General features: G+C 72.5%; 13 protein-coding genes and 1 tRNA gene. 8 read left to right on the forward strand and 6 right to left on the reverse strand.

From position 1 onward, the window contains the following. Positions 1 to 35 precede the first annotated feature (35 nt). Positions 36 to 2,060 (forward strand): M3 family metallopeptidase, encoded by a 2,025-nt coding sequence (locus tag ACIBH3_RS10890; protein WP_396311608.1) that lies wholly within the window; start codon positions 36 to 38, stop codon positions 2,058 to 2,060. 99 nt (positions 2,061 to 2,159) lie between these two features. On the opposite strand, the gene ACIBH3_RS10895 is transcribed toward ACIBH3_RS10890, so the two are convergent. Both ACIBH3_RS10895 and ACIBH3_RS10900 read right to left on the reverse strand, forming a co-directional pair. Then, the gene (locus tag ACIBH3_RS10895; protein WP_396311609.1) at positions 2,160 to 3,620 is read right to left on the reverse strand and encodes a cellulase family glycosylhydrolase; all 1,461 of its coding nucleotides are present in this window, start codon (positions 3,618 to 3,620) and stop codon (positions 2,160 to 2,162) included. A gap of 77 nt (positions 3,621 to 3,697) precedes the next feature. Next, on the reverse strand, positions 3,698 to 4,336 hold the full coding sequence (locus ACIBH3_RS10900) for a TetR family transcriptional regulator (RefSeq protein ID WP_396311610.1): 639 nt from the start codon (positions 4,334 to 4,336) through the stop codon (positions 3,698 to 3,700). A gap of 106 nt (positions 4,337 to 4,442) precedes the next feature. Here ACIBH3_RS10900 and ACIBH3_RS10905 point away from each other — a divergent pair, with 106 nt between their 5' ends. Further along, a complete protein-coding gene (locus ACIBH3_RS10905) occupies positions 4,443 to 5,705 on the forward strand; it encodes an acyl-CoA dehydrogenase family protein (protein WP_396311611.1) in 1,263 nt (420 codons plus the stop codon). A gap of 42 nt (positions 5,706 to 5,747) precedes the next feature. Here ACIBH3_RS10905 and ACIBH3_RS10910 read toward each other — a convergent pair whose 3' ends face one another. Both ACIBH3_RS10910 and ACIBH3_RS10915 read right to left on the reverse strand, forming a co-directional pair. Beyond that, positions 5,748 to 6,563, reverse strand: a complete 816-nt coding sequence (locus tag ACIBH3_RS10910) for an enoyl-CoA hydratase/isomerase family protein (RefSeq protein WP_396311612.1) — start codon at positions 6,561 to 6,563, stop codon at positions 5,748 to 5,750. Between the two features lie 46 nt (positions 6,564 to 6,609). Then, positions 6,610 to 7,290: a TetR/AcrR family transcriptional regulator gene (locus ACIBH3_RS10915; protein WP_396311613.1), complete on the reverse strand. Its 681-nt coding sequence runs from the start codon at positions 7,288 to 7,290 to the stop codon at positions 6,610 to 6,612. Positions 7,291 to 7,378: 88 nt separating this feature from the next. Here ACIBH3_RS10915 and ACIBH3_RS10920 point away from each other — a divergent pair, with 88 nt between their 5' ends. Further along, positions 7,379 to 7,636: a hypothetical protein gene (locus tag ACIBH3_RS10920; protein WP_396311614.1), complete on the forward strand. Its 258-nt coding sequence runs from the start codon at positions 7,379 to 7,381 to the stop codon at positions 7,634 to 7,636. 134 nt (positions 7,637 to 7,770) lie between these two features. On the opposite strand, the gene ACIBH3_RS10925 is transcribed toward ACIBH3_RS10920, so the two are convergent. After that, positions 7,771 to 7,846, reverse strand: a tRNA-Arg gene (locus ACIBH3_RS10925). Positions 7,847 to 8,486: 640 nt separating this feature from the next. Between ACIBH3_RS10925 and ACIBH3_RS10930 the strand changes: the two genes are divergently transcribed. The 5 genes from ACIBH3_RS10930 to ACIBH3_RS10950 all read left to right on the forward strand — a co-directional run bounded on the left by ACIBH3_RS10930 (position 8,487) and on the right by ACIBH3_RS10950 (position 14,355). Next, positions 8,487 to 9,116 carry a single-stranded DNA-binding protein gene (locus ACIBH3_RS10930; RefSeq protein ID WP_396311615.1) on the forward strand — a complete coding sequence of 210 codons (630 nt, stop codon included), beginning with the start codon at positions 8,487 to 8,489 and terminating at the stop codon, positions 9,114 to 9,116. A 347-nt stretch (positions 9,117 to 9,463) separates the two neighbouring features. Next, complete coding sequence (locus ACIBH3_RS10935; RefSeq protein ID WP_396311616.1) at positions 9,464 to 10,936, forward strand: Cys-Gln thioester bond-forming surface protein; 1,473 nt, start codon at positions 9,464 to 9,466, stop codon at positions 10,934 to 10,936. Between the two features lie 270 nt (positions 10,937 to 11,206). Further along, entirely contained in the window at positions 11,207 to 12,871 is a 1,665-nt protein-coding gene (ettA, locus tag ACIBH3_RS10940) for an energy-dependent translational throttle protein EttA (RefSeq protein WP_396311617.1), read from the forward strand. Positions 12,872 to 13,090: 219 nt separating this feature from the next. Continuing rightward, complete coding sequence (locus ACIBH3_RS10945; protein ID WP_396311618.1) at positions 13,091 to 13,546, forward strand: acyl-CoA thioesterase; 456 nt, start codon at positions 13,091 to 13,093, stop codon at positions 13,544 to 13,546. A 71-nt stretch (positions 13,547 to 13,617) separates the two neighbouring features. Continuing rightward, positions 13,618 to 14,355, forward strand: a complete 738-nt coding sequence (locus tag ACIBH3_RS10950; RefSeq protein ID WP_396311619.1) for a hypothetical protein — start codon at positions 13,618 to 13,620, stop codon at positions 14,353 to 14,355. Positions 14,356 to 14,624: 269 nt separating this feature from the next. Here the strand turns inward: ACIBH3_RS10950 and ACIBH3_RS10955 are convergent, their stop codons facing one another. Further along, on the reverse strand, positions 14,625 to 15,029 hold the full coding sequence (locus tag ACIBH3_RS10955; RefSeq protein ID WP_396311620.1) for a globin: 405 nt from the start codon (positions 15,027 to 15,029) through the stop codon (positions 14,625 to 14,627). Positions 15,030 to 15,068: the final 39 nt, after the last annotated feature.

A 15,068-nucleotide genomic window follows, 5' to 3' on the forward strand; every position in this document is an offset into this window, starting at 1 on the left:
TAGGCAGTGCACGTCGCACCGCGTAGGGTCGGCGGATGACCGTGAATCCCTTCTTCGAACCCAGCACCCTGGTCTACGAACTGCCACCCTTCGCCGAGATCCGGGAAGAGCACTACCTGCCGGCCTTCGAGCGCGGCATGGCCGAGCAACTCGCCGAGATCGCGGCCATCACCGCCGACCCGGAGCCCCCGACCTTCGACAACACCCTGGTCGCGCTGGAGCGTTCCGGCGCCCTGCTGCGCCGGGTGTCCGCCGTGTTCGTCAACCAGAGCTCCTCCGACACCACCCCGGGGCTGGACGCCCTGGAGGCCGAGCTGAGCCCGAGGCTGGCGGCCCACGCCGACGCCGTCCACCTGGACCCCGCGCTGTTCGCGAGGGTCGAGGCGCTGTACGAGCAGCGTGCGTCGCTCGGTCTGGACCCGGAGTCACTGCGGCTGCTGGAGCGCCGGCACACCCTGTTCGTGCGGGCCGGCGCGCTGCTCGGGGCGGCCGAGCAGCAGCGGCTGCGCGAGCTGAACGCCGAACTGGCCTCCGCGGCAACGGCCTTCCACCAGAACGTCGCCGCCGACGGCAAGGCCCGAGCACTGGTACTGGACTCCGCGCAGCAGCTCGACGGGCTCTCGGCGGACGCCGTGGCGGCGGCCGCCGAGAACGGCAGGGCGCTCGGCCTGGACGGCAAGTACGTCCTGAGCCTGAAGAACTTCTCCAACCAGTCCGAGCTCTCCTCGCTCACCGACCGTGAGGTGCGCCGGCGGCTGCTGGAGGCCTCGCTCGGCCGGGCGGTGGAGAGCAACGGCCCGGTGGCGATCCGGCTGGCCGCGCGGCGGGCCGAACGGGCGGCGCTGCTCGGCCACCCGAGCCACGCGGCGTACGTGGTGGCCGACGAGACGGCCGGCACCGTGGAGGCCGTCGACGCCCTGCTGTCCAGGTTGGTGGCGCCCGCCGTGGCCAAGGCCGGGCGGGAGGCCGCCGAGCTCGCCAAGATGGCGGCCGCCGACGGCGTCGAGGAGATCGCCGCGCACGACTGGGCGTACTACTCCGAGAAGGTCCGCCAGACCTCCTACGAGGTGGACGCGGCCGTGCTGCGCCCCTACTTCGAGCTGGAGCGGGTGCTGCGCGACGGCGTGTTCTTCGCCGCGGGCCTCGCCTACGGGCTGACCTTCACCGAGCGCCCCGACCTGGTGGGCTACCACCCGGACGTCCGGATCTTCGAGGTGTTCGAGGAGGACGGCCGCCCGCTGGGCCTGTTCATGGGCGACTTCCACGCCCGCGCGTCCAAGCGCGGCGGTGCCTGGATGGACGAGATGGTGGGCCAGTCGCGGCTGCTGGACCGGCGCCCGGTGGTGATGAACAACCTCAACATCGCCCGCCCGGCGCCCGGCGAGCCGGTGCTGCTCACCTGGGACGAGGTGCGCACGCTGTTCCACGAGTTCGGCCACGCCCTGCACGGGCTCTTCTCCGACGTGCGCTACCCGTTCTTCGCCGGCACCGAGGTGCCGCGGGACTTCGTGGAGTTCCCCTCCCAGGTCAACGAGATGTGGATGACCTGGCCGGCGGTGCTGGCCAACTACGCCCGCCACCACGTGACCGGTGAGCCGCTGCCGGCCGAGCTGGTGGCCCGGATGGCTGCGGCCGAGGAGTTCGGGCAGGGCTTCCGTACGGTGGAGTACCTGGCGGCGGCGCTTCTGGACTGGGCCTGGCACACCCTTCCGGCGGGTACCGAGGTCGCGGACGCGCGGGAGTTCGAGGCACGGGCGCTGGCCGGGGCCGGCCTCGCGGTCGCCGCGATCCCGCCGCGCTACCGGACCACGTACTTCAACCACATCTTCTCCAACGACTACAGCGCCGGGTACTACGCGTACATCTGGTCCGAGGTGCTGGACGCCGAGACGGTGGACTGGTTCCGCGGCAACGGCCGCACGGTGCGCGAGAGCGGCGAGGTGTTCCGCGCCGAACTGCTCTCGCGCGGCGGCAGCCGGGACGCGCTGGAGTGCTTCCGTGCGGTGATCGGCCGCGACCCGCAGACCGGGCCGCTGCTGGCCCGCCGCGGGCTGGCGTAGCGTCCGCGCCGCCTGCCGCCTGCCGCCTGCCGCCTGCCGCCTGCATGCTGTTGCCGGGGCGGCGGGCGGTGGCCGGCGAGCGGGTGGGTGGCGGGCGGTCTAACGCGCGGTCACCGTCACCGTGATCAGGGTGCCGGGCGGGGTGTGCGGCAGGCGCAGGCTCGCCGTGCCCGCCCGCTCGCCCCGCGGCTGGTCGACCTCCACCGTCGCCGCCGGGCTGACGGTGACGCGGGCGCCGGCCGGGTAGGCGGCGGCGGGCAGCACCAGTTCGGTCGCCCGGGCGCTGCCGTCGGTGGTGAAGGTGAGGGTGTAGCGGCCGGCGGCGGCGCCCTGCTCGACGGTCCCGGGCAGGCCGGCGAGGGCCCGCGGGTAGGGGCCGAAGGCCGGTTCGTCACCGGGGGCGGGCCGGCCGTCCGGGCCGAGCGCGCAGTACCCGCCGGTGCCCTTGCACCAGTACCACATCGTCCAGCCGGAGGCGAAGCCGTTCATCGCCGCGACCTGCCGGCGTACCAGCTCGGTGTTGCCCGGCCGGCGGGAGTCGGGCGGACCCCACTCGCCGACCAGCAGCGGCAGGCGGTAGCCGGTGATCGCCGCGGTGTACTTCTCCACGAAGCCGCCGGCCGGGTCCCAGTCGGCGCCGGATTCGACGGCGGTGTCGTAGAAGTGCGGGGCGTACCCCAGGCGGGCCGCCCCGGCCCGGGGGTCGGCGAAGGCGGGCAGGGCGGTCGGCACGCCCAGGCCCACCAGTACCGTGGGCTCGACGAACAGCCAGGAGCGGGTGTCCACCTGGCGTACGGCCCGGATCAGGCGGCGGTACATGTCGGCCAGGCGTCCGCGTTCGAGGGCGGCTGAGGAGGCGATCAGCACGGCCGGGTCGGCCGGGTCGCCGTCGATCGGCCCGAACGGCTCGTTGAACAGGTCGTAGCCCAGCAGCGAGCGGTGGCCCCGCAGTTCGAGCGCGATCCGGGTGTAGAACTCGCTCTGCCACCGGCGCAGGTCGCCGTCGTCGTAGAGGTGCCGGAAGGCGGTCTGGACGGCCGGCTGGAAGTAGCCGGCGAACCAGTCGTCGGGGTCGGGGTGGAAGGGCAGGCCCTCGTCGCGGGTGGCCCAGAGCGGGATGCCGCGGTCCCCGCCGCCGAACTTCGGCCCGTAGACGTCCTGGTGGAAGTCGATCAGGGCGAGCAGGCCGTACCTGTCGGCCCAGTCCATGACGCGGTGCAGCCGGCGCAGCTCGCCCTGGTCGTAGCGGCCCCGCTCGGGCTCCAGTCGGGTCCAGGAGACGGCCACCCGGATCAGGGTGAAGCCGCGGTCGGCGATCGAGCGCACGTCGGCCTCGGTCGCCTCGGCGTACTTGTCCAGGTTGAAGCCGCGCAGGTGGAGCGTACGGCCGTGGTCGTCGGTGAGCAGCACCCGGCCGTCGGCGGTGGTCGTGGTGGCGGTCGGGAAGGCCGCCCGGTGCGGCGCGGGCCGGGCGGCGTGGGCCGGAGCACCTGCGAGCAGTGATCCGGCCAGCAGGGAGGTGGCGAGGCAGAGGGCGGCGACGGGGCGGCTCGGGCGCATCGGGATTCCTCGCAGGGCCGGTGGTGCCGGTCGGGGGAGGGCCGATGATGCCCGACCGGCATGCACCGCACAAGAGTTCAGTCGGGCGGTGCCGGTGCCGGGGGCAGCGCGCTGGGCAGCTCGGCGGCGGCCGCCAGCCGGCCCCAGAGCAGGTCGGCGAGCGCCTGCACCATCCGGGTGCGGGAGCAGGGTTTGGTCTCCAGCCACCAGTCGCCCGCGGCCAGCACCATGCCGGTGATGCCCCGGCCCCAGGTCTCGGAGAGCAGCGGCCCGTCCGCGCCGAGGTCGACCTGGCTCTGGACGGCCCTGGTGATCTCCTCGGCGATCTGCTTGAGGGCGGGCGCCAGGGCGTTGCCCGCCCCGACCGGGTCACCCGCCTCGGGGTGGGTGAGCAGCCGGTACACCTGCGGGCGGGCCTCGATGCCGGCCAGGTAGGTGTCCAGGACGTGCTCGACCCGGTCCCGCCGCTCCAGCGGCTCGTTGAGTGCGGCCCGTACGGCGGCCAGCAGACCGCTGGTGTGGCGCTCGGTCAGGGCGCGGATCAGCCCGTTCCGGTCACCGAAGTGCCGGTACAGGATGGGCTTGGTGATGCCGGCCTCGGCGGCGATGGCGTTCATGCTGGCGCCGGGGCCCTCGCGTTGGACCACTCGGTCGGCGGCGTTGAGCAGCTGCTCCCTGCGGGGCTCGCCGGGGCTGGCGGGGTCGGCGGGCGGCATGGGGCAGCTCCTGTGGGGGCGTTGACATTTCTTACGTATCAGTAGCAGACTCCGAGCGATGTTACCGGCGGTAACACCTGTTCGACACCCTTCGACCGGAGGCACCATGAGCACCTTCTCGCTCGATCCTGGCGCGGACCAGCTCGCCGTACGCGACTGGCTGCACGGCTTCGCCGCGGACGTGATGCGCCCGGCCGCCGCCGAGTGGGACGAGCGGGAGGAGACCCCCTGGCCGGTCATCCAGGAGGCCGCCAAACTGGGCATCTACTCGCTGGACTTCTACGCCCAGCAGTACTTCGACCCCTCCGGCGTCGGCATCCCGATCGCGATGGAGGAGCTGTTCTGGGGCGACGCCGGCATCGGCCTGGCCATCGTTGGCACCACGCTGGCGGCCGTCGCGGTGCTGGCCAACGGCACGGACGAGCAGATCGGCACCTGGGCACCGCAGATGTTCGGCACCCCCGACGACGTCAAGGTGGCCGCGTTCTGCTCCTCCGAACCGGACGCCGGCTCGGACGTCTCGGCGCTGCGCACCCGCGCGGTCTACGACGAGGCCAAGGACGAGTGGGTGCTGACCGGCACCAAGACCTGGGCGACCAACGGCGGCATCGCCGCGGTGCACGTCGTGGTCGCGACGGTGGACTCGGCGCTCGGTTCGCGCGGACAGGCCTCCTTCGTCGTCCCGCCGGACACCCCGGGCCTCTCGCAGGGCCAGAAGTTCAAGAAGCACGGCATCCGGGCCTCGCACACCGCCGAGGTGGTGCTGGACGGCGTACGGGTGCCGGGGCACTGCCTGCTGGGCGGAAAGGAGAAGCTCGACGAGCGGCTCGCCCGGGCCCGGGAGCGGGCGGCCGGGACGGCGCGTGGCGGGTCGGGTGCGGGGGCCGGTTCCGCTTCCGGCGCCGGCAAGAACGCGGCGATGGCGACCTTCGAGGCCTCCCGGCCGGCGGTCGGCGCCCAGGCCGTCGGGATCGCCCGGGCCGCGTACGAGGTCGCGCTCGACTACGCCGGGACCCGGGTGCAGTTCGGCCGCCCGATCATCGACAACCAGGGCGTGGCCTTCCAGCTGGCCGACATGAAGACCCGGATCGACGCCTCCCGGCTGCTGGTCTGGCGGGCCTCCTGGATGGCCGCCACCAACCAGCCCTTCACCTCGGCCGAAGGCTCGATGTCCAAGCTGTACGCCGGCGAGACGGCGAAGTGGGTGACGGCGCAGGCCATGCAGATCCTCGGCGGCAACGGCTTCACCCGGGAGTACCCGGTGGAGCGGATGCACCGCGACAGCGCGATCTACTCCATCTTCGAGGGGACGAGCGAGATCCAGCGCCTGGTGATCGCCCGGAGCATCTCGGGCCTGCCGATCCGTTAGGACGTCGCGGTCGGGGCCCGGGCCCGCCGGGGGCCCGCCGGATCAGGCCTGGAAGCGCGGCTCGCGCCGCTCCAGGAAGGCGGCGAGGCCCTCGCGTACGTCGGGGGCCTCGCGCGAGCGCCGCTCCCACGGGGCGAGGGCGGCCGCCGCGTCCTGCGGTTCGACGGCCAGGGCGGCCTTGACGGCGCCGATGGTCTGCGGCGAGCGCCTGGTCAGCAGCCGGGCGAAGTCCAGGGCGCGGGCGTCGAGTTCGACGCCGGGGAGCACCTCGTCCACCAGGCCGAGCGCGGCGGCCCGCTTGGCGTCCACCAGCTCGCCGGAGAACAGCAGCAGCTTGGCCCGCCCCGGGCCGACCAGCCGGGCCAGCCGCAGCGTCGGCACCGCCGGGTAGACCACGCCGAGCTTGGCCGGGGTGATCCCCAGCCGGGCGTCGACCGCCGCGAAGCGCAGGTCGCAGGCGACCGCCAGCTGGCAGCCGCCGCCGACGCAGGAGCCGTGCACCACCGCGACGGTGGGATGCGGGAAGGCGGCCAGCGCCTCCTCGGCGGCCACGTTGTCGGCGTGGTACGCGTCCGCGCGGTCCGGATCGCCGTACGTCTCGGAGAGTTCGGCTATGTCGGCGCCCGCACTGAACGCCCCCTCGGCGCCGGTCACCAGCAGTGCCCGTACGCCCGGCTGCTCGGCGATCCCGGTCAGCGCCTCGGGCAGGCCGCGCCACATCGCGAGCGTGATGGCGTTGCGCCGGTGCGGGCGGTTGAGCACCAGCACCGCGACCCCGTCCGGCCCGACGTACGCCTGAAGGCCCTCGGTGTCGGTGGGGACGGCGGAACGGCCCTGGAGGAGCAGCGGCTTCGACATTCTTGACCTCCGGCAGGTGTGTGGTGCGCCCACTCTCGCAGGGCGCTCAGCCGCCGCAGTAACCGGCCAGGCCCTCCTCGACCAGGGCGAAGGCGCGCGCCGCCTCGGCCGTGGCGCGGGGCTCGGCGCTCGCGGCGCTCTCACCGGCGAGGACCCGGCGCTGGTTCTCCAGAATCAGTGCGCGCCGGGCGCCCATGATCTGCGCCGCCGCCACCTCTGCGGTGAGCGGGTCGTGATCGGGGCGCTGGGCGGCGAGTTCGGCGCCGAGCAGTTCCTCGCTGCGCATGGAGATCGCCTGGGCCCGCAGCGCGAGTGACGGGGTGTCACGGATCAGCTTCAGCACGCCGAGCACCGGCTCCTGGTCGCAGAGCCCGGTGGCCGGGTCGTGCGCCGCCAGCGCGGCGAGGAAGTGCGCGCGGACCGCCGCGAGTGGGGAGCAGCCGGCTGGACGCTCGCGCACCACCCTGGCGGTCTCGTCGACGTGGTCCTCCATCGGCCGCATGACCAGGTCTTCCTTGGCGGGGAAGTAGTTGAAGACGGTCATCTTGGACACCTCGGCGGCGGCCGCGATCTCGGCGACCGACACCTGGTCGAAGCCGCGTTCCTGGAAGAGGGCGATCGCGGTGCTCCAGAGCTTGGCGCCGGTCCGGAGCTTCTTGCGCTCGCGCAGGCTAAGCCCGTCCGGTTCACGGGTGCTGCCGCCGGGCGGCGGTGTGGTCGTGGCCATGATTGCAACTGTACCAGGCTCAAAGATTGGATGAGCTAAAGAATTGACTTGGTACAAAAATGCTCCGCGGGCGGGGAGGGGGTCGGGGGTGGCAACCACGCTCTGCTCGGTGGGCCGCCTCGCCGGTGAGGCCCACGCCCGTGCGGTGCGGTCCTTCGTGGCCGCGGCGGACGTGGTCTTCCTGTCGGCGGCCGGGCTGATGGTGCTCGCGCTGCTGCTCGCCCTGCGACTGCGACTGTGGCTGCGGCCGGCGGCAGTGGGGCCGGCGGGCCCGGCGGGGCCCGGCGGGAGCGCGGGGGAGCGGCCGGGCGGCGGCCGGAAGGACGAGGCGGCACTCGCGGCCTGAGTGGCCCGAGGGCGCGGAACGTCCGGAGTGGCCGCAGTGGCGGAGGCCCGGCGGGAGTGTCCCGCCGGGCCTCCGCCGTGCCACCGTGGCGCCGCTGCTCCCGCCCGCCCGCCCGGGGCCGGGCTTGCGCGCGGTGGTGCCCCCAGCAGGATTCGAACCTGCGACCTACCGCTTAGAAGGCGGGTGCTCTATCCGCTGAGCTATGGGGGCGTGACGGGCTGCCGGCGCGGGGCGGGCGTGACCGTCGCCGGGGTCGGGTGGCGGGCGCGCTTCGCGCCCGGTACCTGGCCCCGTTGTGGGGGGTGCGGGTGGGGTTGGTGGGCCCCTAGACCTGTCGGGGACAGGATAAGGGTGTCCGCGTCCTCCACCGGGTGCGACAACACCGTCGGGGGTGTGTGTCGGCTTCGGTGGAGCGGTCCGATAATCGCAGGTGGAGACCGTGTGTGCAGCGGTCTGGCGGACTCTGGCGCCGGACGTTGTGCAGTCGTTACGGGGCTGTCGCCCCACCCGTTATGGATTCGGCACGGAGAATGGGTCACCGCCGCCGTGGGTGGGGGTCGCATTTGGGTTACTTCGGTCGGATGACGTGGGCGGATGCCCTGCGGGGCCACCCGTTCGGGGCGGGGAAGGCCGCTGGAGCGAGGCCGATTCTTGTCATGGCCGCGATGGGATGACGCTGTACCGTCACCCCGCGGCAGCGAATTCACCCCTGTGAGGGACACCCGTTTTCCACAGGTCGTGGTTATCCACAGGATTTCACATGTAGCTGGTGCGCATTTTCTGCGAAGGGCACTCTCATCTTCCGGCGGTTGATTCCGTACGGTGCACCAGAGCGAACGGAGGGTGTTCTTTGAACGAGACCCTGGTGACGATCGTGGGCAATGTCGCGTCGGTGGTGAGCTATGCGCAGACGACGGGTGGCGTCCCGGTGGCGAACTTCCGGCTGGCCGCCACCGAGCGGCGTTACGACCGCGGCGTCGGTGACTGGGTGGACGGCGACACCCACTGGGTCACGGTGGTGGCCTGGCGCTGGCTGGCGACGAACCTGGTGAGTTCGCTGAGTAAGGGTGACCCGGTGGTGGTGAGCGGCCGACTGCGGATCAGGGAGTGGGACGAGAGCGGCGGGCGCAGGTGCGGGGTCGAGATTGACGCCCGGTCGGTCGGACACGATCTGAATCGGGGCACCTCGGCGTTCCGGTGGGCGGTGCGGAGCAAGGCCGAATCGCCGCCGGGGGGTTCGGGTCGTGAGACGCAGGGTCAGACGGAGTCGTCCGTACCCGACTGGATCGTGGCGGCGGTGGCGGCGAGGCGGGCGACGGCCGCTCCCGCCGAGTCGGGGGAGGGGGCCGGAGCCGGCCCGGGCGCGATGCGGGGGCAGCCTCCGGGTGGCGCCGCGGGGCTCCCTCCGGAGGGGGAGGAGGGTCGGTCGGGGCCGCCGATCGGGCAGTTGGCGACCGAAGCGGCGGTGGCCACGGGGTGACCGGCAGGTGTCGCGGGCTGCCCGCAACCGACGGGATCCGGATACTCCCTGACCTTCGTGCGGGCAATCCCCGGCCCGCTGCTGAATGAGGCTGACTTTCTGGTGGTCCGTCAGCAGTGCCCCATGATCGTCCGATTGATAACGATACAGATACGGTATCGTCCGGATTCAGTACGTTGGTTTGCGTGCCCGGATGGCTCAATAAGATGCGTCTGGTTCACACAAGTGCAGCAGCGCTAACAGGGTGCGCGGCATTGCAAGGCGGGCTGCCATCGGCACGGCCCGGCCCGGAGGGATCACTGATGTTCCAGAGGCAGGGGCGGACTCTTCCCCGCATAGCTACTGTCATGCTCGCGTCGAGCCTCGTGCTCGGCGGGGGCCTGCTCGTGGCCGGCACCGCGACCGCGGCCGACGGCCCGGGCGCGGGTGTCACCGCGAAGCTTCAGCCGAACATGCTGAGCGAAGAGATCGCCATCAAGGGCGGTCACTCGGTCCAGGGCGGTCTGTTCACGCTCAAGACCGCCGACGGCGAGATTCAGACGTACTGCATCGACATCGACCACGGTGTCGACACCTCGAAGGGTGTCGAGTACCAGGAGGCCGACTGGAAGTCGAGCTCGCTCGGCGCCAAGGACAAGGCCGAGGACGCCTCCAAGATCCGCTGGATCCTGGAGAACTCCTACCCGCAGGTCAAGGACCTCAAGAAGCTGGCCACCGACGCCGGTGTGACGGGTGAGCTCACCCCCGCCGACGCCGCGGCCGGCACTCAGGCCGCGATCTGGTTCTACTCGGACCACAAGATCGCGACCCCGGCCGACTCGCAGGCCGACCAGCTCCGCAAGTACCTGGTCAGCGAGAAGAACAAGGGCATCGCAGCCGAGCCGAAGCCCTCGCTGAGCCTGACGCCGGACTCGGTGGCCGGCAAGAGCGGCGCCAAGCTCGGCCCGTTCACCGTCAACAGCAGCGCCGCCGAGGTCAAGCTCGCGCTCTCCGGTGACACCGCCGGCGGCAAGGTCGCGCTGCTCGACAAGGACGGCAAGCCGGTCACCGGCCTCAAGGGCCCGGTCGCCAAGGACACCCAGCTCTTCCTGGACGTCCCGGCCGGCACCGCGGACGGCTCGGCCACGCTGACCGCCTCGGTCGAGACGGTCGTCCCGAGCGGCCGCGTCTTCCTGAGCAAGGGCTACACGGCCAAGGAGCACAGCCAGACGATGATCCTGGCCGGCTCCACCAAGCTCAGCGTCACCGACACCGCCAAGGCCACCTGGGTCCAGGCCAAGGGCCCGATCGTCTCGGCGGCCTCCAAGGTCGACTGCGCCGACAACGGTGTCGAGGTCTCCGTCAGCAACGGCGGCGACGAGGCGGCCGCCGTCACGGTGACGCCGGGCAAGTCGGTCACCGTACAGCCCGGCAAGACCGAGAAGGTCGTCGTCCCGGTCGCCGAGGATGCCTCCTACAAGATCACGGTGACCGGCCCGAACGGCTTCACCAAGGAGTTCCAGGGCGTCCTGGACTGCAAGGTGACCAGCGGCAGCACCCCGGTGCCGACCCCGACCGCCACCGGTAGCTCCACCCCGAGCAAGCCGGCCACGCCGACCGCCACGCCCAGCGTGACCGGGTCCGCCACCCCGTCGGCCGGTGCCTCCACCACCCCCGCCGCGGTGACGACCGGTGGCACCACCACGGGCGGCGGCCTGGCCGCCACCGGTGGTAACGACTCCACCCCGGTGATCGCCGGTATCGCGGGCGCCCTCGTGGTCGCCGGTGGCGCCGCGGTCTTCGTCCTGCGCCGCCGTGGCCGCCACGGCAACGCGGCCTGACAGCAGGCTGAGCCCACCGGTCCGGCCTGAGCGCCGGCACCGGTGAGCAACGGCGACGGCCCGGCCCCCGCATCACGCGGGGGCCGGGCCGTCGCTCGTTCCCGCCCGTGCCCTTGCGCCCCGGATCGGACGCATCCGGTCCGTACGGCTGGGCGGCCCCTTGCCCGGTGCAGCGGGGCGACTACCACGGGCGTTCGGTACTCCGTGCCCGGTGCGGCACAATGGAAGGCTGCAAGCCGAATACTCCCGACGACGCCGGAGCGATCTCACGTGGCGGAATTCATCTACACCATGCGCAAGCTGCGCAAGGCCCACGGCGACAAGGTCATCCTTGACGACGTGACGCTCAACTTCCTCCCCGGGGCGAAGATCGGCGTCGTGGGCCCCAACGGCGCCGGTAAGTCCACGGTGCTCAAGATGATGGCCGGACTGGAGCACCCCTCCAACGGCGAGGCCTACCTGTCGCCCGGCTACACCGTCGGCATGCTCCTCCAGGAGCCCCCGCTCGACGAGACCAAGACCGTCCTGGAGAACGTCGAGGACGGTGTCAAGGAGATCAAGGGCAAGCTCGACCGGTTCAACGAGATCGCCGAGCTGATGGCGACGGACTACTCCGACGCGCTGCTCGACGAGATGGGCAAGCTCCAGGAGGAGCTGGACCACGCCAACGCCTGGGACCTGGAGGCGCAGCTGGAGCAGGCCATGGACGCCCTGGGCTGCCCGCCCGGCGACTGGGCCGTCACCAAGCTCTCCGGTGGTGAGCGCCGCCGCGTGGCGCTCTGCAAGCTGCTGCTGGAGGCGCCCGACCTGCTGCTCCTCGACGAGCCCACCAACCACCTCGACGCCGAGTCGGTGAACTGGCTGGAGCAGCACCTGGCCAAGTACGCCGGCACCGTCGTGGCGGTCACCCACGACCGGTACTTCCTGGACAACGTGGCCGGCTGGATCCTGGAGCTCGACCGCGGCCGCGCGCACGGCTACGAGGGCAACTACTCCAAGTACCTGGAGACCAAGCAGTCCCGTCTCAAGGTCGAGGGCCAGAAGGACCAGAAGCGCGCCAAGCGCCTCAAGGAAGAGCTTGAGTGGGTCCGCTCCAACGCCAAGGGCCGTCAGGCCAAGTCCAAGGCCCGCCTCGCCCGGTACGAGGAGATGGCGGCCGAGGCCGACAAGATGCGGAAGCTGGACTTCGAGGAGATCCAGATCCCGCCGGGCCCGCGCCTGGGCAACATCGTCGTCGAGGTCAACAACCTCTCCAAGGCCTTCGGTGAGAAGGTCCTGATCGACGACCTGAGCTTCACCCTGCCGCGCAACGGCATCGTCGGCGTGATCGGCCCCAACGGGGCCGGCAAGACCACGCTGTTCAAGATGCTGCTCGGCGAGGAGACCCCGGACGACGGCAGCGTCAAGGTCGGCGAGACGGTCAAGGTCAGCTACGTCGACCAGGGCCGCGCCAACATCGACCCGAAGAAGACCCTCTGGGCCGTCGTCTCCGACGAGCTGGACTGGATCAACGTCGGCAACGTCGAGATGCCCTCCCGCGCGTACGTCTCGGCGTTCGGCTTCAAGGGCCCGGACCAGCAGAAGCCGGCCGGTATCCTCTCCGGCGGTGAGCGTAACCGTCTGAACCTGGCTCTCACCCTCAAGCAGGGCGGCAACCTGCTGCTCCTCGACGAGCCGACCAACGACCTCGACGTCGAGACGCTCTCCTCGCTGGAGAACGCCCTGCTGGAGTTCCCCGGCTGCGCCGTGGTCATCTCCCACGACCGCTGGTTCCTGGACCGGGTGGCCACCCACATCCTCGCCTACGAGGGCGAGAGCAAGTGGTTCTGGTTCGAGGGCAACTTCGACTCGTACGAGAAGAACAAGATCGAGCGGCTGGGCGCCGACGCCGCCCGCCCGCACCGGGCCACCTACAAGAAGCTGACCCGGGGCTGACGGCGGCCGTGGGGGGGGGGGGGGCGCCCCCCCCCCCCGCCCGCCCGGCCCCCCCCCCCCCGCGCGGCCCGGGGGGGGGGGGGGGCGGGGGGGCGCGGCCCCCCCCCCCCCCCCCCACGGCCGCAACACCGGCCCGGCAGGCTGCCCCGCGAGGGGAGGCCGGCCGGGCCGCCGCCCGCCGCATCGTCCGGCGGGTGACCAAGTTTGAGGAGAACGTTCGTGGCACGCCACATCTACGCCTGCCCCCTGCGGTGGTCCGACATGGACGCCTTCGGGCATGTCAACAACGTGGTCTTCCTGCGCTACCTGGAGGAGGCCCGGATCGACTTCATGTTCACCCAGGCCGCCGAGGCCGGCGCCGGGGAGTTCGCGGGTGGCTCGGTGGTGGCCCGCCACGAGATCGACTACAAGCTGCCGCTCGTCCACCGGCCCACGCCGGTGACGGTCGAGACCTGGGTGACCAGGATCGGCGCCGCGTCGCTGACCGTCGGCTACGAGGTCAAGGACACCGCTGAGGACGGCACCGAGACGGTCTACGTCCGTGCCTCCACCGTGGTCGTCCCCTACGACCTGGCGCAGGGCCGGCCGCGCCGGATCAGTGAGGTGGAGCGCCGGTTCCTCAGCCGGTTCATGGACGAGCAGGAGCCCGCGGCCGTCGCCGCCGCCGTCGCCTGACCCGACCGCCACGGCGTGCCAGGGCCCGCCCGGCGTACGTGCCGCACCACCGACCCGGAGTGAGCCACCCCTTGACCAGCACCCCTCTCCCCCTCGCCGACGCCGGGGAAGCCGCCGATCTCGCCGCCTTCCTGGTGCGTCTGCTGCGCTTCGACCGCGCGGCGGCCGTCCGGCTGCAGGCCGTGGCGCGGGGCGCGGGGCCGGCCGGTGAAGGGGAGGGCGTCGAGGGGCGGGGCGTCGAGGGGCAGGGCGTGCTCGCGGTCTTCGGACGGCTGCCGCTCGGCGGGTCCGGTGCGCTCGCCGTCCGCACCGCGCGCCTGGCCGGGCCGGGCGAACCGGTGGACGTCACGGTCTCGGCCGGCCGGCTGCTGGACGGCATCGACGAGAAGGCCAACACCGTCACCCTCGCAGACCCCGTCACCGGCCCCGCCTGGGCCGGTCTGCTGCCGCCGCGCACCGGCTGGCGCCTGCTGGCCGAACCGCCGGCCTTCGAGGTCTTCCCCGAACTGATGGCTGCGGTACGGGAGTTCAAGGAGCGCAGCGAGGCCGTCCCGGAGCACCACCGCACCCGCCCGGTGCTGGACGCGCTGGCGGACGAGATCTGGTCCCGCCCACTGAGCGCCGTGCCCGACCTGCCGCTGCGGGCGGCCCACGCCTCGTACGTGATCGGCTTCCTGAAGCCCGCCGTTCCGCTGACCGTGCACCGGGCCGGTGGCTGGCTGCGGCTGACTGCCCCGGCGGGCTCGATCGCGGTCCGCGCCCAGGCCGCGCCCGGCGCCGGGCTGGGTCTCAGCCCGCTGCTGGGCTGACGGCCGGCCGGTTCGGCCCCGGCCCGCCCGCATTCCGGCCAGACCCGTACCAGCCGGTCGCCGAGGGTTCGGTGGCCCGGCGTTCAGGCGTCCTCCCCCAGGTTCGTCGCGGCCTCGGAGCGCCGACGGCGCGGCGCCGCCTGCCAGCCGGTCACGGCGGCCCACGCCGGCAGGACGGGCCGCAGGCCCGCCCTGCCGGTGCTGTCCGACGGCGAGGCCGCCCCGCGCTCGCCGGGGCGAGCTGGGCCGGGGGAGGCCCGCCCCTGACCTCAGCCGGCGGCGTTGATCATCGAGGCCGCGGCGTACGTGAGGTAGTCCCAGAGCTGCTGTTCGGCCTCGGCCGGCAGCTTCAGCTCCTCCACGGCCACCCGCATGTGCTTCAGCCAGGCGTCGTGCGCGGCGCGGTCGACCTTGAACGGCACGTGCCGCATCCGCAGCCGCGGGTGTCCGCGCTGCTCGCTGTAGGTGCGCGGGCCGCCCCAGTACTGCATCAGGAACAGGGCGAGGCGCTCCTCGGCCGGGCCGAGGTCCTCCTCCGGGTACATCGGCCGCAGCAGCTCGTCCCCGGCGACGCCCTGATAGAAGCGGTGCACCAGCCGCCGGAAGGTCGGCTCGCCGCCGATCGCCTCGAAGAAGGTCTCCTCGCTGAGCGTGCCACGCCGGATCTCGTTCACCCGACCATGGTCGCAGACACCGCAGGGGCCGTACACCGG

Origin of the sequence: Kitasatospora sp. NPDC050543 (assembly GCF_044457565.1) — a bacterium.
Lineage (GTDB): Bacteria > Actinomycetota > Actinomycetes > Streptomycetales > Streptomycetaceae > Kitasatospora.

Coding starts and splice junctions, on each gene's coding strand:
- ACIBH3_RS10935 (WP_396311616.1), top strand. CDS start 9,464: ATGCTCGCGTCGAGCCTCGTGCTCGGCGGGGGCCTGCTCGTGGCCGGC.
- ACIBH3_RS10910 (WP_396311612.1), bottom strand. CDS start 6,563: ATGTCGAAGCCGCTGCTCCTCCAGGGCCGTTCCGCCGTCCCCACCGAC.
- ACIBH3_RS10915 (WP_396311613.1), bottom strand. CDS start 7,290: ATGGCCACGACCACACCGCCGCCCGGCGGCAGCACCCGTGAACCGGAC.
- ACIBH3_RS10895 (WP_396311609.1), bottom strand. CDS start 3,620: ATGCGCCCGAGCCGCCCCGTCGCCGCCCTCTGCCTCGCCACCTCCCTG.
- ACIBH3_RS10900 (WP_396311610.1), bottom strand. CDS start 4,336: ATGCCGCCCGCCGACCCCGCCAGCCCCGGCGAGCCCCGCAGGGAGCAG.
- ACIBH3_RS10905 (WP_396311611.1), top strand. CDS start 4,443: ATGAGCACCTTCTCGCTCGATCCTGGCGCGGACCAGCTCGCCGTACGC.
- ACIBH3_RS10890 (WP_396311608.1), top strand. CDS start 36: ATGACCGTGAATCCCTTCTTCGAACCCAGCACCCTGGTCTACGAACTG.